Here is a 20,649-nt window from a genome sequence, read left to right on the forward strand (position 1 = left end):
TTTCTGACAAGTACATCTGTTTGATTAAAGAGGCTTGCGGAGAGTCGCCTTTCGAAGCAGCGCAAGCGCCGGAAAACTGTACTTCCGGTTGAACCGCAAATTGACATGCAACAGGTAATGAAACAAGGCGCTGCCTGTAGTGCCAACCCAAAAGGCACACCACCACAGCCGCTGAAACCAGCCGTCAGCGACAATGAAAACGCCCAGTTGTCCTGCATGAAGACTGAGAAAAGCCATTTCCGAAAGCAGCAGGCTTCCGGTTAGAAACAGCCAGCGTTCCGCCGGCTGGCGTCCCGTCGCAAACGAAAGCAGAACGGCCAGCATGGCCACACCCCAAGCTTCATCCATGATCCAAAAGACAGGGCTGTAACGGATAAATTCCCTGACAAACAACAAAGTGACCGTGTTCAACAAGATCGCGGAAGCGGGATAGAGAAAACCGCGCACATCGTGTGAAAAAAACAACGCAAAAAGGGCAGGTGCCAGCAGTCCGCCGAGATTGGCCCCGATGCCCGGAGAAAGATTCACTGTAAAAAAACTGGCAACCAGTTGAAGTCCGAAAAACCAGCATATGTACATGCGAAGCGAGGGCCTGACCAGGCGGGACCATGATTGAAACCATCCGGAAGCCAAGAGGATGAGAGTGACCATCTGTACAATCAGCGTTTGTGGTATCGAAAACACAGTACCCCTCCCGTATCTCTTCATCCCAGTATGTCTCATTCGCGATCGGTTTAATCGACACGGGAGCCAATCGCAATAAAAAAAGCCAGATCTTCACGATCTGGCAATCATCTACACGTGCATCCGGCGAGAGATTATGGCTTCAGTTGCCGGAGCTGGTCACCAATCACTTCGCCCAGGGTGACATTCAAGCCGGTATTCGGCTCGGACGGCGGAGTGTTTTTCTGGACTTTCGGTGACTCCTGTGCCTCTTTGATGCTCAAGCTGATCCGCTGTGCATCGAAGTTCAAATCCAGGATCTTTACTTTTACCTTCTGGCCTTCTTGCAGTTCCTCTTCTGGCGTGCCAATGTGCCGGCGGGAAATCTGTGAAATGTGCACCAGCCCTTCCACGCCTGGGAGCAGCTCGACAAACGCGCCGAAGGGAACTAGGCGCTTGACGGTGCCCTCCACAATATCCCCGACAGCATACCTGGCTTTCGCCTCGTCCCATGGACCGGGAGTGGTTTCCTTGATACTCAGGCTAATCCGCTCGTTTTCTTTGTCCACATTCAGGATCTTGACCTTGACGACGTCCCCTTCCTTGAGCACATCCGCAGGTTTGTCGACGTGATGCCAGGCAATTTCCGAAACGTGAACCAGCCCGTCTACTCCACCGACATCGACAAAGGCGCCAAAATCGGTCAAGCGTTGGACCTTCCCTTCAATGACATCCCCCACGCGCAATTTCTCCAGCACTTCCTGCTTCTTTTTCGCCAATTCCTCCTCGAGGACGGCACGATGAGAAAGAATGACCTTGTTCTGTTCCTTATCCAGTTCAACCACTTTCAGGCGGAGCGTTCGCCCTTTATAGTCCGAAAAATCCTCGACATAATGGCGTTCCACCATGGATGCAGGGATGAAGCCCCGCACCCCGACATCAACCACTAGGCCTCCCTTGACGACGTTGGCTACAGTGGCCTCAAACACCTCGCCGTTCTGGAACTTTTGTTCCAGGTCCTCCCAGGCCCGTTCGCGGTCGACGGCCCGCTTGGAAAGAAACACCTTATCTTCTTCATCATCAATGCGCAATACGCGGACATCGATTTCATCGCCTTCTTTCAGCACGTCACCAACGGTGTCAATGTGCACGTTGGACACTTCACCGATGGTGAGAATGCCTTCGTTTTTATAACCGATGTCGACAAGCGCGACCTTATCTTCGACCTTGACCACCCTCCCCTTGACAGTGTCACCTGGCTGAATGACTTGAACAGCTGCCATTTCCGTATTCATTTCTTCCACCATACATAAACCTCCTCTTCACTTGACACATCAGCATTATATCAAAGCGCAATCAGAGATTGGCTTGAGAACGAAAATCAGGTACTGCGGCTGGTCGGCGGGGATGTGGTTTGAGCGAGTGCCTGCGCATTCCGGATCGGCTCCATCATCAGCTCTGCCACTTCCTCCAGTTGTTTTGAGCCGGCTCTGCCCGCGGAAAGCGAAGAGACATCAACCGGCGGCAAGACCGTTACTTTCACTTTGCCGAACAGACGGTATGTACCAGAGAGTAGGACTGGAACCGGCGTAACCTCTGTTTTTAGAGCGAACAATGCCGCTCCCGGAAACGGCTTCCCCAGTTTCCCCGTCTTGCTGCGATGGCCTTCCGGAAACAGGATAAACACGCCACCGTCGCGCAATATCTGCAGGCCACGTTTTACGGCGCCGACATCAGCTGTGCCGCGCTTGACAGGAAAAGCGCCGAATGCTCGGATTAACATGGCAAGGAGGGGATTGCGAAACAGCTCCTCTTTGGCCATAAAATGCACCCTTCTCGGCACGATCACCGCCAGGATGGGCGGATCCCAATTGCTGAGGTGATTGGCATACAACAGGACAGGACCTTTCCGGGGAATGTGGTGGCGCCCGTGTACCTCAAGGCGAAAAATCACTTTAAAAAAAAGCCATGCCAGCCAGCGCATCAGGTGATACAACGCGGCTCGCCTCGCTTTGCCTGACGGATAATCCGAATCACTTGCTCCACCACCTCCGAAAGGGCCATGCCAGAGGTGTCCAGGATAATGGCGTCTGGCGCCGGTTTGAGAGGAGCGATCGCGCGTCCGCTGTCTGACTGATCGCGTTTGATCATCTCCTGTTTCACCTCTTCATAATCAGCCGGGTACCCCCGTTCCAAAAGTTCCCGGTAGCGCCGCAGCGCGCGCTCTTCAGGAGATGCGGTAATAAAGAGCTTGACGTCTGCATCCGGGAAGACGACCGTGCCGATGTCCCGGCCGTCCATTACCACAGATCCTTTTTTTGCTAATTCACGCTGCAACTGGACCAAGCGCTCCCGGACAGCCGGGTGGGCTGCGACCGAGGAGACTTGACTCGTCACCTCCGGAGAACGGATCTGCTCGCTGATCTCTTTGCCGTTCAACCAGACCCGCTGCTTGCCATCTGCGTCATCATGCACATGAAGCTGGAGCTGCCGCAAATACTGCTGCAGCTGTTGTTCATCGCGAAGGTTGATCTGATCGGCAATAATTCCCCAGGTTACCGCACGGTACATCGCACCGCTATCCACATACAACATGCCAAGCGCTTCGGCCACCTTTTTGGCCACTGTACTTTTGCCAGCACCCGCCGGACCGTCGATGGCAACCCGGATGTTCCCCATGATTCATCTACCTTTCCCCAAATAAGAAGAAAGCAGGCGGCTTGCCTGCTTAATTGTTGGTATTCGATTCAAGCGATCGAAGACAGGACTCAACCAGCAACACACAGACAGCGCGACTCAGCCATCGATATCACTACCGTGATTCGACTTTGATTATCCTATTCAGCTCCATTCCAGTTTAACACGGATGCAGGGATTTGTACAATTCTTTTCCGCTACACCTGCTTTTTTCGCAATTCCAGTTGACGGTTAAAACAGTAACGGACAATCACCTCGCGATCCGACTCCTTGATCTCGGTAAACATCAAGGCAATCGCGGTACGCGCTTTCTCTTCGTCATGTTTGACGTACACCACTTGCGCCGTGTACGGGATGTCGAAAACTTTTTCTTTTTCTTCAATCTGGATGTTTCCCTCGACGCGGCTGCCCTCACCCAGCCCCCAATTTTGTTGCTCCGCTTCCGGGAGGACAATGGACAATCCTCCTCCGCTGAGATCAAGAAGCGGAACGTCCGTCTTCCGTCCATCCCCCAATGTCACCCTGGTGTGGAGATGGACAGGGACACGCAAGTACTCGCGCCGCTGGATTTTCCTGATTTGATCGGCAGACGGCTTGCGGAGCACCAGCAAGGGCTCGTTATCCTGGTATTGATCGAGCACTTCGGTTTGAAACGCGTAAAGGCTCTCATTGTGGACAAAAGAAATTTCCACCAATGTCCCCCTGGCTAAAGCCTTACCAGAGAGGTGGGAGTCAATGGGAGACTGAATCGTAAATCGGTCTCCTTTGACATCCACCACTTTCAAAGAATAGACCCGCTTTTCCCGGGTATGGTTATCCCCATCTTGGCCATCATCCTCGATGGTCAGGCGAACGGTCTGCAACTGCTCGGGAAACATCCTCGCTACTCTCCCATTTCATGGATTATCTCATTGGTTTCATTATATCATGCTTGAAGAAAGATGGCAGTGTTTTTCATGCACCGCTACTCTTTCTTGTGAGCTATCTAAATCTTCTCTGCGTCAATGTTCTTAATCCCTTCCACGAGGATTTCTTCCCCATTGATGGCATCGATGTAAATTCTGTAGGTATGCCCATTTAATTCACCTTGGAACTGGTAAGCGAGCCGTTCATTGCCGATGTCATCCTCCACCAAAGTCAGCTCCGCTTCCGGTGTACGCAGATCGGCATGCACTCTTTTCCGCGCCTCTGCTTCGGTCAACTTCGGCTTTGGAAGTTCCCTTTTCTTGTGGTGGTAAACATATTCCTCCGCTTGAAACCCGGTGATCTCTCCCCGATCCAGTGCCACTTTGACAGTTACGGTATCGGTCATCAGCTTGACGCCGTCCTGAACCGGGACGAACAGAAAAATCCGCGTGTCGTCATAAGGCTGGACATTAATCAGGGTCATGCGCTTCAATCCGCGTTTCTCCAAAAAGTCAATCGCGATTTGCAGAGCCTGCTCTTCGGAAATCGTCGGTTTGGCAATTTTGCGCTCGTTCATCATCCAGATGACGTGCCCGCCTTTTTTTGTCACGTCCAGATAGATGCTGTCCTTGCTGCCTTGCGGGGTGGCCGTCACACTGTAAGCGGCATAATCGATCCCTTTGCCCGTTTCTGTAACCTCGATTTTGCTCAAGGGCTGCCCGATAAACCGCCGGGCAATTTCCTTGGCTTCCTGTTTCGTGATGGCTTTCCCCCTCAGGTTGATATACCGGTGTTTGCTTTTTTCGCTGAGCGCTTTGACCGTTCCCCAGTCAACCTCCGGAAATCCTTGCACCGTTTTGTCGATCGTTTTAAACCCGTCGATGATCGTGTTGTCGGATTGCATCTTTTCACTGGCCAATGCCGCCTCGACATCCATCCAGCGAAGTTGGTTATCGATAATTTTGCTCTGTACGCCGTTCAATTCTTTCTTCACTTTTTCCGAATGCTGATAAAGCGCCTGCAGCGTCTGGCGTTCCTTGCGGTTCAGCGGTTCGCGTTCCAAATCGCGGAGCGCGACCCGGTAGGCAAACTCACCCACATTGGACAGGAATTCTTCCGTATGGCTGAACGGAACCAGGGCAAGCGGCAGTTGTCCGAGATCCGACTGGGCGGCATATGCCAGGCGCCAAACGGTGGCCATGCGGGGCGCCAATTGCTTGCGAGAATTGGTGACCAATGCCTTGCCCAATTCCTGATTCAAACTGTCAATGTGAAAATTCAAGTTATGAAAGGCGGATTGATACTGGTTTTCCGCTTTAAGCAATATCGAGTTCTTGTCACGATTTTCCTGATACCCCCAGATGCCGAGTCCGACGACGATCAGGGCAAACACAGGAAAAAGGATCCCTGCCACACGACGGTACATTTGCTCTCATCTCCTTTTATGGCTTTCCAGCTACCCGTATTTTGGGAAGAAAGAGAAGAAAGTATGTACCTTTGGATCCCCCGCTGCCAACAAAAAAACCAGGGTGTTCCCCTGGTCAGTCGCTTTGCTCGATGATCCGGAAATCATTGTCATTATTGCAGATGCAACGCTTGAAACCGGTCGTGATTTTGCCATCCTGGCTTTTCTTTCCCCGCAAGGTGTAGCGCTCTCCGCAGACATTACAGAAGATGGTTACCTTGACGCGATGGCTCCTCAAAAGTCATCCCCCCGGTGTCTAGTATGCCTCTTCGCTTACCGGGTATCGACTTTTCGGGCTGGTAATTCCGGTCATCAACGAAAATAATGGGTCAATGTCACGACAGCCGTATCCTGCGCAATTCGTTTTGCATATTCTTCCAATACATAGGGTGTCAGGGTAGAAGCCTCCCCGTACTCGGACAGGATGGCAACCATGGCGTGCAGGTACTCCTCGTTCAGTTCATCACCCGGTGCATAAAAGTAATAGTTTTCCTGATATGCGTAGACTGACCCGCCATGATATCCCAATTTCCGGAGATGATGGAGGGCAGCAATCAAGTTTTCGAAGTCGCGAAAACGGTATACAATCCAATCGTTTTCCTCTAGCGTCACTTCCATCTCGTAAAGTTCCTCTTCAATCAGGGTATCCTGTTCCGCTTCCGCCTCTTCCGGCAATTGGTCCCGATGACCGCGTGTCACGATCACCACCATTCCCTGCGCAGGGAGGGCGAATACTTCAACTGCAACCGGTCCATTGATTTCAAAGCCGACCTCATCATAAGCTTGTTCCATCATCTCATTGAACAGTTCATGGACCTTGGGAATATCCCGCCACATATCCTCTTTTTCGATTCCCCGTTCCATCAGGTCATCAAAGGTAAGAAAAATGCGAATTTTATCCTGCCCCAGTCGCTCCACACGCATCGCGATCTCCTCCTTGCCTATCCACTACCATATTATATATGATTCGTATGTTTTTTGCGTCTGCTCCAGCTTATTTTCGATGATCTATTTAGAACCCGATAAACAAGGTCAACGCTTGCTTCCGTCACAGAATTTCCACCACGAGATATCAACGAACTTTGAATCATTGTAGTCTAAATCGAAACCTTTTTCAACATCTGGTTCTCCCGAAAAGTGTCATCCTGAGCACCGGGTTGTTGCCATGCGGATGGCGTCATTTCAGACGATTTAATTTTACATGATGATTTTATTTTACATGAGACCACATTTTGTTATAATACGTGTGGTTGTACTAGGCGTTAAGCTAGGAGGTCGTGCGATGTCTGGGTTAATCGTGGATGCATTTATTGAGATTCCCACAGGCAGTCAGAACAAGTACGAATACGACAAGGAAAAAGGTGTATTCCGCCTGGATCGTGTGCTGTATTCGCCATTGTATTATCCGACGGAATATGGATATTTGGAAAACACGTTGGCTCTTGACGGTGACCCCCTGGATATCCTTGTGCTGACAACCTTTCCCACCTTTCCGGGTTGTGTCATCCGTGCCCGGGTTGTCGGAGCGTTGGTCATGTCAGATGACAAGGGACAGGACGAAAAGCTCTTGGCCGTGCCGGCCGATGACCCGCGTTGGGATTTCGTTCAGGGCCTGAACGATGTTCCTGAACATCGTTTAAAAGAGATTGCCCATTTCTTTGCCGTGTACAAAGATCTTGAAAACAAAAAGACCAACGTGGAAGGTTGGAAAGATGCGGCGTTTGCCGCCAAGCTGTATGAGGAATGCGTGCAACGGTATATGGCAGGAAAGTGAACACATGAAATATCCATTGACAATCAGCGATCGCCCGTGCTAAAGTAACAGCAAATGACAAGACAGCACCGATCGCTTCATCATCCTGCAGTTGACGGTTTTTTCGGGGCAACATCATGATGATAAAGATGATGAGGGAGCCAAGGTGCATGCGGGAATCTGCAGAGAGCCGATGGCTGGTGGAAATCGGCGATTCCCTGCACCGGAGCACTCCGGAGTTGACGGGCTGAAAAGGAAGTAGGCCCGTACGCTGAATGGCGTTATCCTATGGTTGGACAAACCGCTGAGGTCACTGGAACGGTTTTTCTTTTTCCGTCATGCGCGAAAAGCCGGGGCAGTGATGAATGAGGGTGGCACCACGAGACCTCTCGTCCCTCACACGACACATGGGTCGTGTGTGTCGATGAGCGGTTTTTTTATTTGAGCAACAAATCTTCTTGCAGATAGGAGTGGAAATGCATGATCAGCGACAAAACACGTTTGCGTATCCCCGGACCGACACCGATTCCCCCGCGCGTCGTGCGGGCCATGAGCCAGCCGATGATCGGGCACCGCAGTCAAGAATGCTCTCAGTTGATCGAAGAGCTTTCCAACCGTTTGAAACCAGTGTTCGGCACTTCTCATCCTGTCATCATTCTCACCAGCAGCGGCACTTCGGCCCTTGAGGCAGCCGTCGTCAACACGGTGCAGCCAGGGGATGAGGTGATCGTCGTCGTCACAGGGGCATTCGGCGATCGGTTTGCCAGCATTGCCGAACGCTATCAGGCAAAAGTGCACCGCCTGGACATCCCGTGGGGTCAGGCCTGTACGCCTGACGAGCTGATTCCCTACCTGCAAAAATACCCGAACACGAAAATGGTGTTTGCCACTTATTGTGAAACCTCTACCGGGGTCTTGAACCCCATCGCGGAACTGGCTGCCGCCGTCCGCGCCCATTCCGACGCGCTGCTCGCCGTAGACGGGGTAAGTGCCATCGGCGGCGCTCCATTCGACATGGAAGCATGGGGAGTGGATATCGCGGTAACGGGTTCTCAGAAGGCGCTCATGCTGCCGGCCGGATTGGCCTTTGTCGCTGTCAGCGAGCGGGCCTGGGAAAGGATTCACGCTTGCGCAACCCCTCGCTTCTATCTCGATTTGCGCACCTATCAAAAAAATCTTCTGGATTCGACCACTCCCTATACACCAGCCATCTCTCTCCTCTACGGCCTGCGCGAGGCGTTACAGATGATCGAGGAAGAAGGGCTTGAGGAGGTCTACCGTCGGCACCGCCTGATGCGCGATATGACCCTGGCCGGGCTGAAGACGCTCGGGCTGCCGCTTCTGGCCGATGAAGCCTACGCCTCCCCCACCGTGACGGCTGTCAAAGGCATCGAAGGAGCCAGCGCCGAGCAGATCAGGGCAATCGCAAAAAAACAATACCAGATGACCCTGGCAGGCGGGCAGAAACATTTGAAATCGGCGATTTTCCGGATCGGCCACATGGGGTATTGCGATCCATTGGACGTGCTGAATGTCCTCTCCGTTCTGGAACTGACGCTTTATGAATTGAAAATTGATGTTTCCTTTGGACAGGCAATCAAGGCTGCACAAGAGGTGATGGTTGGTGTATCGAATTCTGGTCAGTGATCCGCTCAGCGAGTACGGTTTGCAAAAACTGTTGCAAGCTCCGGATGTCGAGGTGGTTCAAAAAACAGGACTTTCAGAAGCAGAGTTGATCCAACTGATCCCTGACTTTGATGCGCTGCTGGTACGCAGCCAGACCAAAGTGACGGCACAAGTCCTGGAAGCGGGCCGGAGATTGAAAGCGGTAGGAAGAGCAGGCGTTGGCGTCGATAATATCGACCTGGAAGCGGCCACCCGGTACGGTATTGCCGTCATCAACGCACCAGACGGCAATACCATTACCACTTCGGAGCATACCTTTGCGATGTTGCTGGCGCTGGCGCGCCGCATCCCGCAGGCCTATCGTTCGACCATCCAAGGCGAATGGCGGCGGAAAGATTTTGTCGGCGTGGAACTGAGGGATAAAATCCTGGGGATCATCGGTTTTGGCCGGATCGGTTCGGAAGTTGCGAAGCGGGCCAAAGCATTCCAGATGAAGATCCTGGCATACGATCCCTTTTTGACCCGGGAGCGGGCGGAAAAAATGGGGATTGTCCTGGCCAGCTTGGACGAAATCTACCGGCAGGCCGATTTTATTACCGTGCATACACCGCTGAACAAGGACACGCGGCATATGATCAGCACGGAAGCGTTTGAAAAGATGAAGCAAGGCGTGCGGATTATCAACTGTGCCCGGGGCGGGATCATTGATGAAAAAGCCCTCGTCGAAGCCATTCGCAGCGGCAAGGTGGCTGGGGCGGCCCTGGACGTCTTTGAAAATGAACCGCCTGCCAAAGACAACCCTCTCCTGTCCATGGATGAGGTGATCGTCACCCCGCACCTTGGCGCTTCCACCGTTGAGGCGCAGGAAAATGTAGCGCTAGATGTTTCAGAGGAGATCCTTCATCTTTTGCGCGGGGAACCGTTCAAAAACGCCGTCAACCTTCCCAGCATTCCACCGGAGATGATGGAAAAAATCCAGCCCTATTTTGACCTGTGCGAAAAACTGGGACTCTTTGTGGCCCAAATGGCGGACAGCGGCATTAAAGAGGTGGTCATCACCTATTCTGGCGAGCTGCGGGACCTGAATACGGATCCCTTGACGCGCAATGTACTAAAAGGCATCCTGTCTTATTACCTGACGGGAGAAGTCAATTATATCAACGCCCCCCATTTGGCGGCGAAAAAAGAGATCCATGTCCTGGAGCAAAAATCATCTCACAGCCGGGGTTTTACCAGTTTGATCACGGTGACCCTGCGCACCAGCCAGGAAGAGCATTCGGTCTCCGGAACGCTCCTCAACGGGTATGGGGCCCGGATCATCAAGATCGACAACTATTCGATCGATGTGGAACCAAGCGGCCATTTCTTGCTCATTTCCCACCAGGACAAACCTGGCATGATTGGTCAGGTGGGACAGGTGCTCGGCGACAACGGCATCAACATCGCCACGATGCAGGTAGGACGGCAGTCGGCGGGAGGCAAGGCGATTATGTTGCTGTCGATTGACAAGGAAGCCGATCCTGATGTCCTGGCGAAAATCCAAGATTTGGCCGATATCCACGACGTAACGGAAATCGATTTGTAATCAATCGTTTTGTCATCATGGTGATGTGAGATGAAAAAACTGCCCGGAGCAAAAGCCCGGGCAGTCAGTTTTGCGGAGGCTCAAACGGCAGGACGATGGAAAAGGTAGTACCCTTTCCGACCTGACTTTTGGCCGTGATCATCCCGCCGTGAGCCTCGACGATATTTTTGACAATGGCCAGTCCCAATCCCGTGCCGGCCTTTCCCCGCGTGCGCGCCTTGTCCGTCTTGTAAAACCGTTCAAAGACAAACGGCAAGTCTTCCGTGGGGATGCCTACCCCTGTGTCCTCCACTTCGATCAGCACCTCATGATCCAATGCCTGCATGCGCAATGTGACCTTTCCGCCGTCCGGAGTGTGCCGCAAGGCATTATCTACAAGATTGGTAAACACTTGCTCCAACCGGTCTTCGTCCGCCTGGATCGCGGGGATGGGGGTTTCCTTGACCAGTTCCAGCAACAGGTTGGATTCCTCCGCCATCCGCTCAAACTTGTTCAGGACATGTTCGCACAGCTCCACAATGTTCACCTTTTGCAACTGCAGCTTGAGCTGCCCGGACTCCATGCGCGCCAGGTCGAGCAACTCATTCACCAGTTTCCCCATCCGGAGTGACTCGTCATGAATGATCCTGACCAGCGCCTTTTGCTCTTCTTCGGTTTGGACCACATTGTCAATGATCGCCTCGCTGTATCCCTGCAGCATGGCAATCGGTGTCCGCAATTCATGCGAAATGTTGGCCACAAAATCGTTCCGCAGCTTGTCCAGCTTTCGCTCTTCTGTCACATCCCGCAGAACGGCCACCGCTCCCCGGACGCCTTGATTTTTTTCTGACAGTTCCCGGTACAGCGGGGTAATCACCACCGACCAGGTGCGTCCGTTGGCCGATACATCCCCGCTTTGTTCCTTTCCTTCTCTCAAGACATTCTGATACAACGGAATGAGAGGTTCGGGCAGGCCGATCGCTTCTCCATTCGCCTCCGTTTCTCCATGCCTGAGATGATACAACATCTTTCTGACTGGCGGATTGGTGATGAGAATCTTACCGCGCTCGTCCACGGTGAAGACACCGTCCGTCATGCTGTTGAGGATGCTGGAGAGCTGCTCTTTTTCTTTTGACAGGTCTTTAATCGTCGTTTCCAAATCTTCCGCCATGCGGTTAAAGGTTTTGGCCAGCTCGCCAATTTCATCGGTCGTGCGAATCGGCACCCGGACTTGGAAATTTCCATGGCTGATCTGATCCGCCGCCTTTTTCATCTGCAGGACGGGGCGGGTGATGCGCGTAGAGAGGAAAAAGGCAAAGACCGTTGTCATGATGATGGCGATGCCGGCCGCATACAGGATGTACCACTTGGCACCATTGGTCGTCTCAACCAAATTTTTCAACGATTGATAAAGGATGACTGAACCTGTGATCTGACCTTGCTGATCGTGATAGGGAACCGCGACCACAAGAATGTCGCCGCTTACGTTGCTGCCGAAAAAGAGGCTGGAACTTCCCGCTTTCCCGAGAGAGCGATGCACAGAAATGGTACCGCCTCGATGCACGTGGCTCAATTCCTCGGGATTCAACAATTCCGCAGTCGTAAGCTGCGGCAGCTCCGGATCGGCGGCAAAGTGGCTGAATTCCGCCTTTTCGGAATGCAAGTTGTGGACGATCAGGCTGGTTTGGTACGCCTCCAGAAGATGGCCTGCCGTATCGACGGCCAGATTTTTGTCTGGATAGGTTTGAAAGATGTATGCTAATCGCTCGGCGAGATTCAGCAGATTGTCCGATTGCTGGCGTGAATAGTACCCCTCAAGAAACTGCCCCAACAGGAGCGTCAACAATATCAGGACAATCGTGACCATTCCAATAATCGTCGCCCATAATTTGACGACAACCCCTCTCCAGAACGCCAATTACTCCCTCACCTCAAGTTTATAGCCTACACCCCAGACGGTCTTGATCATTTCCGCAGCCTCTTTGGACACACTGCTCAATTTTTCCCGCAGCCGCTTGACATGGGTATCGACGGTCCGCAAGTCCCCGAAAAACTCATAATTCCAGACATCCTTGAGAAGCTGTTCGCGGGTGAACACCTTGTCAGGGGACAACGCCAGATAATAAAGCAAGTCGTATTCCTTGGGCGTCAAGTAAACCTCTTTGTCTTCCACTGTCACTTTGTGCGCATCATGATCAATCGTCAAGTGGGGATACACGATCAAGTTTTTGGCTTTTTCCGCCCCCAGGTAAGCCGTCGCCGAGGAGCGCCGCAACACAGCCTTGACACGGTAAATCAATTCCCGCGGGCTGAATGGCTTGGGCACATAATCGTCTGCACCGACTTCAAAACCTTGAATGCGGCTGGATTCTTCCCCCCGGGCCGTGAGCATGATCACCGGGGTGGCTTTCTTCTCACGCAATTTCTGGCAAACTTCAATCCCGTCCATCTTCGGGAGCATCAGGTCCAGAATGATCAACTGATAATCGTTGGCCAGCGCCTTTTCCAGCGCCAACTTGCCGTCTTCGGCTTCTTCGATGAGATAACCCTCTCTTTCCAGATACAGGCGCAACAAATTGCGTATCCGTTCCTCATCATCCACGACCAAAATTTTTTCAGCTACATTCTTTTCGTCGGCTGTACCGCTTGCCTGTTGCACCTCATCGGCACCTCCACACCTCAAATGGTCTTAATCTTTATTATACGAAAAAAAGCGGCGGACAAGCGTCCTGCCGCAGGAAAACTTATGAACCTTTTGTGTCAAGCATTTTTTTCAGGCGTGACACTTCTTTCCTTGACAAAAAACGAAATTGGCCAGGCTTCAAATCGCCCAAATGCAACGGTCCCTGCTGAATCCGTTTCAAGGAAAGCACCGGATAACCGATGGCATCAAACATCCGCCGCACTTGCCGGTTTCGGCCCTCGTGCAAATGAATGCGGCAGAGGGAATCATATCCGCCTCCCCGTTCCTTGACGCGCAGCAACCGTACGATCGCAGGCGCCGTCCGGCCATCTTCCAGTTCGATGCCATCACGCAATTTTTGCAAATCGCTTTCTGTCGGCCTGCCTTTTACCCACACCAGGTAAACCTTTTCCACTTCAAAACGGGGATGCATCATCCGGTAGGCCAATTCCCCGTCATTGGTCAACAATAACAGGCCTTCAGAATCGTAATCCAGCCGGCCTACAGGAAAGACACGCTCCGAAAGGGGCACAAGGTCGGTAACCACCCTTCTCCCTTGCGGATCGCTGGTGCTGGTGATCACGCCCTTGGGTTTGTTGATGATGATGTAAACCTTGTCTTTTGGCTCCGTCCGGATCAGCTTGCCGCGAACCCGGATCTCATCGGTCTGCGGATTGACTTTGGTACCCAGCTGGGTGATCACTTTTCCGTTGACTTCCACCCATCCCTTGCGAATCCACTCTTCACTCTTTCTGCGAGAGGCTACACCCGCTTGGGCCAGCACTTTTTGGAGTCGTACCTGGAACATGTTCTTCCCTTTCTGGAACCGATCGGTTTTTGAGACATGGTTACGTTGCAAAGACAAGCCGGACGATGAAAACGGATGCGATGACAGCGACAAAATCGGCCAAAAGCCCTACTTTTAATGCATAGCGGCTGTTTCGGATGCCTACCGCGCCAAAATAAACGGCAAGCACGTAAAGCGTCGTGTCGCTGCTGCCATACATCGTGGAGGCCAGGCGGCCGAGGAAAGAATCGGGCCCATAGGTATCGATGATGTCGGTGGTGATGGCAAGCGACCCAGATCCCGAGATGGAACGGATCAGGGCCAGCGGCATGACCTCTTCCGGTATACCGAGCCAGTGCCCCACCGGGGCGATCAGCCGAACCAACAAGTCCATCGCCCCTGATTCGCGAAACACGGTGACCGCAACCATCATGGCGACAAGATGAGGGATCAGATCGACCGCCGTCTGAAACCCTCCCTTTGCCCCCTCGATGAACACTTCATAGACCGGCACCCTCTTCCAGAAGGCGGTCAGCAAAATGGTCATCAACAAGAGCGAAATGAACCAGACGGAAAGGGTGGAGACGAGCCCGACCATTTCACGATTTCTCCCCGTTCTGGCGCTGCTCCCGCCATTGAAACCACTTGTCAATGCAAATCGCGGAAATGGTGGCGATAAAGGTGGCCGCCAGCGTCGTGCCGATAATCTCCGTCGGATTGGCTGACTGATATGTCATCCGGATGCCGATGATGGTGGTCGGAATCAGGGTCAGTCCGGAGGTGTTGAGGGCCAAAAGCGTACACATGGCGGGGGTGGCGATCTCCTTCTTGGGGTTCAATGTCTGGAGCTCTTTCATCGCCGCAAGGCCCATTGGCGTCGCCGCATTCCCCAGGCCGAACAGGTTGGCTGTAAGATTGGACAAGATATACCCTTCCGCAGGATGTCCCGGGGGAACGGATGGAAACAAAAAGCGGACCACAGGCCGCAACAGATTGCCAAGCGCTTGCAGCAACCCGGCTTCTTCTGCAATTTTCATCAATCCCAGCCACAATGTCAATATGCTGATCAAGCCCAAACTGATGGTTACACCCGTTTTGGCCCCTTCAAAGACCGCTTCGTTGATCACTTCAATCTTTCCCTGCATGCCCGCGACAAGAATCCCGGACAAAATCATCAAGAGCCAGATCAGATGGATCACCGTTCTCCTCTCCCCCGATTTCCCAGTAATGATTCTATCTTCCGCTGATCTGTATCGGCAATGCGGCCAATTGTTTCCCCTGAAATGTGACGATCACCTTACCGACTTGCGTTCCCTTCGGCGCCTCCTGCAACCGGTTGGCGGACAGATCCGTCAAGATCACCCTTACCTGGATATCTTGGATTTCATCCTCTGCCAGAGGGTACTTAAAAGTTTTTCCGACTTCCAGACGACGGTTCAGCTGTCGCCATTGCGGTGGCGCGGGCACCTCCTGGCCTTCCTCCAGGAGAACGCGCTGCGGATAATGCGCAAACCCGTAATCCAGCAAACTGGCATGATCTCTCCAGTCATCCGGATCGTTCAGCGTCACCACGACCAACTGTTGTCCATTCCGCGTGGCAGAAGAAACCAATGTTCTCCCCGCTTTGCGGGTAAAGCCTGTCTTTACGCCGTCCGCCCCTTCGTACAAGTGGAGCATTTTGTTCTTGTTCCGCCAGCTGCGTTGCCATTCTTCTCCCAACCAGGATACACGCTTTTTTTCGGTCTTTACGATTTCCTGGAATACGGGATTTTTCAACGCATAGGCAGCCAGAATGGCCATATCGCGCGCGGACGAATAATGTCCATCCTGATCCAGGCCATGGGAATTGGCAAAATGGGTGTGATTCATCCCCAATTCCCAAGCTTTGGCATTCATCAGATCGGTAAACGCTTCTTCCGACCCGGCCAGGTGCTCTGCAATGGCCACGGCGGCATCATTGCCGGAACGCAGGATCAAGCCATAAAGCAGTGTTTCCAGCCGAACCTTCTCCCCCGGTCGCAGGTAAATCGACGACCCCTCCATCCGGCAAGCATTCGGACTGACGACAACCTGATCGTCAAGCTTGCCGTATTCAATCGCCAATATCGCGGTCATGATCTTGGTGATACTGGCGATGGGCCGCTCCTCCTCAGCGCGTTTTTGATAAAGGACACGTTTGGAGTCCACATCCATCAAGATCGCATTTTGTGCCTGAACCTCAGGTTCGGCGTGGGCTGGAGAGGCTTGAAAGAAACAAACGGTTATGATCAAGGTCAACCAGAGATATGACGGTCGATGTTTCAGCCGCTTTCCGAGATTCCGTTGATCATCCCCCACTTGAGTGAACCTCCCATTGTTCTCATATATACGAGCCTGGTTCGAAGAATATGAGACAAGGTTAAACCGGAAAGCGTGTATCCTGATTCCCCTGACGTTCATTTTTCTGAAACATCGTCTGAATTTTTTCCAATACGTGTGGCGCCAAGTCAAGCGCCCGTTCGTACAGGTGGGTGCTGTGATCCAGGGAGAGAAGCCGGATGCCGCTGTTGTTCACGACGAGAAATGCGACGGGTTGAATGGAAATGCCGCCGCCGCTTCCTCCGCCGAAAGGAACGTGCGACTCATCCGCATTCTCAAATTCACTTCCCCCTGCGGCAAAACCAAAGCCTACTTTGGAAACCGGCAAAATCACGCTGCCGTCAGGTGATTCCACCGGATCGCCCACAATCGTGTTGACGTCGATCATTTCCTTGATGTTTTCCAAAGCCGTTTTCATCAACCCTTGAATCGGGTGTTCCATAAAAACACCGCCTTTCGTTTAATGCAAGTCCATCTGACGCCTGGCAAACGCTTTTTGCTGTCGCCACCGCCGCTTCCAGAACCAGTAAATCAAGAATCGCATTCCTGCGAGGATAGCATATCCTAAACGAAACGAGGTTATGCACTCGAAACGGCAGCTTAACAGGCGTTGATGGAAAACGGGCCGAATCACGACTTTTGGCTTGGCGGCCATCTTCCAGGCACGTGACATGTAAAACAGGAACTGTTCTTGCAACGCCCACAGGAATCCGGTCAGCCATCCCGTGGTGTTTGCCTGTCCAGTTCCGAATAAGGTGGAGGTTTTCCATTGCGAACAGGAAACGTGGCGAAGAAACCACCGGATGATCCGCCATACTTCTCGGGCATCTTGCCACGTGACGCCGCTGCCCATCAAGGGTTGCGCAACGGGCGTCAAAGCCTGCCGTTCTCCCGCCGGTTCTGCAGACAAAGGCCGGTTTTGCGGGGAACGAGGAAACCGCATCCGCCATCTGACGAGGCGAAAAAGAGAGAAAATGTCAATCGCCAACTCTGGACGGCCGTTCTCGATCATGACGTTGAATTGAACGGTTACTTTGAGCATCATCAGCAGACACAGCAGTAGGATGATGCCGGCCGCCACTGCCAAGAACACGCAAACCACTCCTCAAGACCCGTCCAGTTTATTGGACACATGTTCTTTTTCAGTATGCGCGCCAGGTGGAAAAAAATACAAAAAAAGCCCTCATCAAAAGGGCTTTTTACGTCTTTTGCTGCAGTTCTTCCAGCGGCGGAAGATCTTCAAGCCGGTTTAGGCCAAATTGTTCCAGAAACCGCTTGGTTGTGCCGTAAAGGATGGGCCGGCCAATGGCGTCACGCCTTCCCACCTCCTGGATCAATCCGCGGCTCGTCAGGGTTTGAAGCGGTTTCTCTGATTTCACGCCGCGAATCTCTTCGATATCTGCTCGCGTAATCGGTTGCCTGTAGGCGATAATGGCCAGCGTTTCCAATGCGGCCTGGGACAGGGTGGAAGATTGGGAAGGTTGATGGAATTTCTCCAAGTAAGGAGCAAGTTCCGGTTTGGTCGTCATCAGATACATGTCGGCGACGCGGATAATTTGCATCCCGCGGGATTCATCGCCGTATCTCTCCTGCAGTTCACGCAGGGCGGAGAAAACCTGTTTTTCATCCAGCTGCAACACTTCCGCCAGCTGCTTGACCGACACCCCATCGTGACCGGCAGCAAAAACGAGCCCCTCAATGGCTTTCAACAGCTCGTTTTTTTCCACTCGTTCTCACCTCTTAAGCTCGGATGAATTCAATGGCATCCTTCCTGTCGTCATGAGAGGTCCGCCTGACGATGTGAATGTCTGCAAACAGGGCTTCCTGACGAAGATAGATCCGTTTCATCTTCAGTAACTCAAGCAATGCCAGGAACGTAACCACCAGTTCCTGGCGCTGGCGGGTGGAGATCAGTTGCCAAAAGGTCAGCTTTTCCACTTCTTGGAGCCATTCGGCAATACGCTGCAGCTTCTCCTCCAGTGAAACCACTCGCCTCCTGAGAAAGGCGGCATGGCGTGGGGGTTCCTCGCTTTCCCGCTGCAGGACTTGGAGGTAGAGGTTGAGCAATTCCTGAACCGAATGTTCCGCCTCCTGCGCCTGGCCGTGCAAGCGTTCCCGCTCGGGCCCTTGCAGGACAGGATCTGGAGGCCGGGTAAACAGAAGATTTCTTTGGTATTCCCGCTGTTTCAGCGCTTCCGCCGCCGCCTTGAACTGCCGGTATAGGATCAACCGATGGATGAGTATCTGCTGCAGGTCCTCCCCATTGTCCGGCTGATTTTCCGAAGGCCCCGCCGTCGGCGCCGACGGCAACAATTTCCGGCTCTTGATCGCCAAAAGATGGGCCGCCATGACGAGAAATTCACTCGCGACTTCGATCTCCAGCTCCTTCATCATTTCCAGAGCCTTCATGTACTGCGAGGCGATTTCTGTCAATGAGATCTCATAGATATCCACCTTGGCCTCTTCGATCAGATGCAGCAACAAATCCAATGGGCCCTCAAAAACAGCCAATTTGACATGGATACTCATCGCGTTCACATCCTCGGGAACCTACGGCGCGACGCTGTATAACATGCGAGCCGGAATGCGATCCAGCCGTATCAGATCCTCCAGGCTTTCGCGTTCCACCACCAGATCGGCCTTTCCGTCCTTGACGAAAACGACGGCCGGCCGGCCGATACGGTTATAGTTGCTGGCCATCGAATAATTGTAGGCGCCCGTGCAGAAAACGGCCAGGATATCGCCCACTTCCACCTCAGGCAAAGCGATGTCCCAGATCAGCATATCCCCGCTTTCGCAACATTTGCCGGCAACCGAAACCACTTCCCGGGCGGCCTGGGCAGCCTTGTTGGCCAACACCGCCTCGTAGCGCGCCTGGTAAAGGGCAGGACGCGGGTTGTCCGTCATGCCGCCATCCACCGCGATGTATTTGCGCACCCCGGGAATATGTTTAATGGTGCCCACCGTGTACAATGTGGTCCCCGCTTCACCGACGATGCTGCGGCCCGGCTCCACCCAGATTTCGGGATACGCAAGCGAAAACTGGTCAAAAGTGGTCTTGATGGCCTGCGTAATCGACTCCACGTAAGCAGGAATCGGAAGCGGCTGATCCTCAGATGTATAGCGGATGCCAAAACCGCCACCCACATTGAAAACCCGCGCCTCGTATTGAAATTGCTCCTTGATTTCTTTCATAAACTGGCCCATGCGTTGAATCGCCGCGGCAAAGCCGGCGACGTCAAAAATCTGCGACCCGATATGGCAATGAAACCCAATCAGGTTCAACGCCGGCTTGTCCAGGACAATCCGGACGGCCTCCGCCGCCTGGCCGCTGGCCAGATCGAAGCCAAATTTTGAATCCGCCTGACCGGTTTGGATGTATTCATGGGTGTGCGCCTCAATCCCGGGCGTGACACGAATCAGGACGTTCACTTTTTTCCCCTTTTGCTGAGCGATGCCATCCAGCAATGTGATTTCGGTAAAATTGTCAATGACAAATGAGCCGATGTCCGCATCAAGGGCCAGTTCGATTTCATCCGGCGTTTTATTGTTTCCGTGAAAGTGGATTTTCTCCGGGGGAAACCCGGCCTTCAAAGCCGTATACAACTCGCCAGCCGAAACAACATCCAGGGACAGCCCCTCTTCCTGGACCAGGCGGCACATCGCCATGGTTGAAAAAGCTTTGCTGGCATAGGCCACTTGAAAAGGCAGGCCGCTGGCCCGAAAGCTCTCGACATAAAGACGGCACTGGTTGCGGATGTACGCTTCATCCATGACATATAACGGCGATCCGAATTGCTTGACCAAGTCAACGGCGTCTATCCCGCCGATTTCCAGATGACCCTGTTCATTGATCCGACTCGTTCCGTGCAAGTACAACGCTTTCTCCTCCCGATCTTGAAACATGAAAAGCAACTGGCGAACCAGTTGCTTCCCTGGTGCAAGCGGCTTTTTGAACCGTTTTGTAATGCCTTTAGTATACCACAAGTCGCGCAGCGAAACAACGCAGAGTGTCAGGCGGTAACTGTCAATTTCTCATTGGCCCAACCCTTCATCTTTTTGTTCGTTTTTTGTTCCCTTTCATTCCCTTTCACAGGGTAGCCGTCTCGTCCATGTCGTCAAGGGTAAAGGCTTCGCCCTCGCTGTC

At 52.9% G+C, this 20,649-nt stretch carries 21 protein-coding genes; 3 read left to right on the forward strand and 18 right to left on the reverse strand.

What is annotated here, in order from left to right; translation table 11 throughout:
• Positions 1-24: 24 nt before the first annotated feature.
• From BAA01_02860 to BAA01_02890, 7 genes are all read right to left on the reverse strand, one after another.
• Positions 25-684, reverse strand: coding sequence for a hypothetical protein (locus BAA01_02860; protein OUM89718.1), 660 nt, complete (start codon positions 682-684; stop codon positions 25-27).
• Between the two features lie 134 nt (positions 685-818).
• Positions 819-1,970 (reverse strand): 30S ribosomal protein S1, encoded by a 1,152-nt coding sequence (locus BAA01_02865; GenBank protein ID OUM89719.1) that lies wholly within the window; start codon positions 1,968-1,970, stop codon positions 819-821.
• A 74-nt stretch (positions 1,971-2,044) separates the two neighbouring features.
• The gene (locus BAA01_02870; GenBank protein ID OUM89754.1) at positions 2,045-2,647 is read right to left on the reverse strand and encodes a hypothetical protein; all 603 of its coding nucleotides are present in this window, start codon (positions 2,645-2,647) and stop codon (positions 2,045-2,047) included.
• Positions 2,647-3,342 carry a cytidylate kinase gene (locus tag BAA01_02875; GenBank protein OUM89720.1) on the reverse strand — a complete coding sequence of 232 codons (696 nt, stop codon included), beginning with the start codon at positions 3,340-3,342 and terminating at the stop codon, positions 2,647-2,649. Before BAA01_02875 ends, BAA01_02870 begins: the two co-directional genes overlap by 1 nt.
• A gap of 215 nt (positions 3,343-3,557) precedes the next feature.
• A complete protein-coding gene (locus BAA01_02880) occupies positions 3,558-4,238 on the reverse strand; it encodes a hypothetical protein (protein ID OUM89721.1) in 681 nt (226 codons plus the stop codon).
• A gap of 107 nt (positions 4,239-4,345) precedes the next feature.
• Positions 4,346-5,692 (reverse strand): germination protein YpeB, encoded by a 1,347-nt coding sequence (locus tag BAA01_02885; protein ID OUM89722.1) that lies wholly within the window; start codon positions 5,690-5,692, stop codon positions 4,346-4,348.
• 351 nt (positions 5,693-6,043) lie between these two features.
• Positions 6,044-6,655, reverse strand: coding sequence for an adaptor protein (locus BAA01_02890; protein ID OUM89723.1), 612 nt, complete (start codon positions 6,653-6,655; stop codon positions 6,044-6,046).
• Positions 6,656-7,013: 358 nt separating this feature from the next.
• Here BAA01_02890 and BAA01_02895 point away from each other — a divergent pair, with 358 nt between their 5' ends.
• The 3 genes from BAA01_02895 (at position 7,014) to BAA01_02905 (ending at position 10,695) form a co-directional block, all read left to right on the forward strand.
• Positions 7,014-7,505, forward strand: coding sequence for an inorganic diphosphatase (locus tag BAA01_02895; GenBank protein OUM89724.1), 492 nt, complete (start codon positions 7,014-7,016; stop codon positions 7,503-7,505).
• Positions 7,506-7,964: 459 nt separating this feature from the next.
• A complete protein-coding gene (locus BAA01_02900; protein OUM89725.1) occupies positions 7,965-9,131 on the forward strand; it encodes a class V aminotransferase in 1,167 nt (388 codons plus the stop codon).
• Positions 9,109-10,695, forward strand: coding sequence for a phosphoglycerate dehydrogenase (locus tag BAA01_02905; GenBank protein ID OUM89726.1), 1,587 nt, complete (start codon positions 9,109-9,111; stop codon positions 10,693-10,695). Before BAA01_02900 ends, BAA01_02905 begins: the two co-directional genes overlap by 23 nt.
• 64 nt (positions 10,696-10,759) lie before the next feature.
• On the opposite strand, the gene BAA01_02910 is transcribed toward BAA01_02905, so the two are convergent.
• The 11 genes from BAA01_02910 to BAA01_02960 form a co-directional block, all read right to left on the reverse strand.
• Positions 10,760-12,592, reverse strand: a complete 1,833-nt coding sequence (locus BAA01_02910; protein OUM89727.1) for a hypothetical protein — start codon at positions 12,590-12,592, stop codon at positions 10,760-10,762.
• Positions 12,593-13,333: a DNA-binding response regulator gene (locus tag BAA01_02915; GenBank protein OUM89728.1), complete on the reverse strand. Its 741-nt coding sequence runs from the start codon at positions 13,331-13,333 to the stop codon at positions 12,593-12,595.
• An 85-nt stretch (positions 13,334-13,418) separates the two neighbouring features.
• Positions 13,419-14,165: a pseudouridine synthase gene (locus BAA01_02920; GenBank protein ID OUM89729.1), complete on the reverse strand. Its 747-nt coding sequence runs from the start codon at positions 14,163-14,165 to the stop codon at positions 13,419-13,421.
• Positions 14,166-14,205: 40 nt separating this feature from the next.
• The gene (locus tag BAA01_02925) at positions 14,206-14,742 is read right to left on the reverse strand and encodes a spore maturation protein (GenBank protein ID OUM89730.1); all 537 of its coding nucleotides are present in this window, start codon (positions 14,740-14,742) and stop codon (positions 14,206-14,208) included.
• A 1-nt stretch (position 14,743) separates the two neighbouring features.
• Positions 14,744-15,343: a nucleoside recognition protein gene (locus BAA01_02930; GenBank protein ID OUM89731.1), complete on the reverse strand. Its 600-nt coding sequence runs from the start codon at positions 15,341-15,343 to the stop codon at positions 14,744-14,746.
• A 34-nt stretch (positions 15,344-15,377) separates the two neighbouring features.
• Entirely contained in the window at positions 15,378-16,481 is a 1,104-nt protein-coding gene (locus BAA01_02935; protein ID OUM89732.1) for a hypothetical protein, read from the reverse strand.
• 61 nt (positions 16,482-16,542) lie between these two features.
• Entirely contained in the window at positions 16,543-16,944 is a 402-nt protein-coding gene (locus BAA01_02940) for a sporulation protein YtfJ (protein ID OUM89733.1), read from the reverse strand.
• A gap of 18 nt (positions 16,945-16,962) precedes the next feature.
• Entirely contained in the window at positions 16,963-17,595 is a 633-nt protein-coding gene (locus BAA01_02945; protein ID OUM89734.1) for a hypothetical protein, read from the reverse strand.
• A 106-nt stretch (positions 17,596-17,701) separates the two neighbouring features.
• Positions 17,702-18,229 (reverse strand): SMC-Scp complex subunit ScpB, encoded by a 528-nt coding sequence (locus BAA01_02950; GenBank protein ID OUM89735.1) that lies wholly within the window; start codon positions 18,227-18,229, stop codon positions 17,702-17,704.
• A gap of 13 nt (positions 18,230-18,242) precedes the next feature.
• Positions 18,243-19,031 (reverse strand): hypothetical protein, encoded by a 789-nt coding sequence (locus tag BAA01_02955; protein ID OUM89736.1) that lies wholly within the window; start codon positions 19,029-19,031, stop codon positions 18,243-18,245.
• Positions 19,032-19,052: 21 nt separating this feature from the next.
• Positions 19,053-20,408, reverse strand: coding sequence for a diaminopimelate decarboxylase (locus BAA01_02960; protein OUM89737.1), 1,356 nt, complete (start codon positions 20,406-20,408; stop codon positions 19,053-19,055).
• Positions 20,409-20,649: the final 241 nt, after the last annotated feature.

Source organism: Bacillus thermozeamaize (genome assembly GCA_002159075.1).
GTDB classification, from domain to species: Bacteria; Bacillota; Bacilli; order ZCTH02-B2; family ZCTH02-B2; genus Bacillus_BB; species Bacillus_BB thermozeamaize.

What these genes read in the sequence shown, in the direction of transcription:
- BAA01_02890 (OUM89723.1), bottom strand. Translation starts at nt 6,655, where the DNA reads ATGCGTGTGGAGCGACTGGGGCAGGATAAAATTCGCATTTTTCTTACC.
- BAA01_02865 (OUM89719.1), bottom strand. Translation starts at nt 1,970, where the DNA reads ATGGTGGAAGAAATGAATACGGAAATGGCAGCTGTTCAAGTCATTCAG.
- BAA01_02955 (OUM89736.1), bottom strand. Translation starts at nt 19,031, where the DNA reads ATGAGTATCCATGTCAAATTGGCTGTTTTTGAGGGCCCATTGGATTTG.
- BAA01_02885 (OUM89722.1), bottom strand. Translation starts at nt 5,692, where the DNA reads ATGTACCGTCGTGTGGCAGGGATCCTTTTTCCTGTGTTTGCCCTGATC.
- BAA01_02960 (OUM89737.1), bottom strand. Translation starts at nt 20,408, where the DNA reads ATGTTTCAAGATCGGGAGGAGAAAGCGTTGTACTTGCACGGAACGAGT.
- BAA01_02920 (OUM89729.1), bottom strand. Translation starts at nt 14,165, where the DNA reads ATGTTCCAGGTACGACTCCAAAAAGTGCTGGCCCAAGCGGGTGTAGCC.
- BAA01_02925 (OUM89730.1), bottom strand. Translation starts at nt 14,742, where the DNA reads ATGGTCGGGCTCGTCTCCACCCTTTCCGTCTGGTTCATTTCGCTCTTG.
- BAA01_02870 (OUM89754.1), bottom strand. Translation starts at nt 2,647, where the DNA reads ATGCGCTGGCTGGCATGGCTTTTTTTTAAAGTGATTTTTCGCCTTGAG.
- BAA01_02875 (OUM89720.1), bottom strand. Translation starts at nt 3,342, where the DNA reads ATGGGGAACATCCGGGTTGCCATCGACGGTCCGGCGGGTGCTGGCAAA.
- BAA01_02900 (OUM89725.1), top strand. Translation starts at nt 7,965, where the DNA reads ATGATCAGCGACAAAACACGTTTGCGTATCCCCGGACCGACACCGATT.
- BAA01_02895 (OUM89724.1), top strand. Translation starts at nt 7,014, where the DNA reads ATGTCTGGGTTAATCGTGGATGCATTTATTGAGATTCCCACAGGCAGT.
- BAA01_02940 (OUM89733.1), bottom strand. Translation starts at nt 16,944, where the DNA reads ATGGAACACCCGATTCAAGGGTTGATGAAAACGGCTTTGGAAAACATC.
- BAA01_02880 (OUM89721.1), bottom strand. Translation starts at nt 4,238, where the DNA reads ATGTTTCCCGAGCAGTTGCAGACCGTTCGCCTGACCATCGAGGATGAT.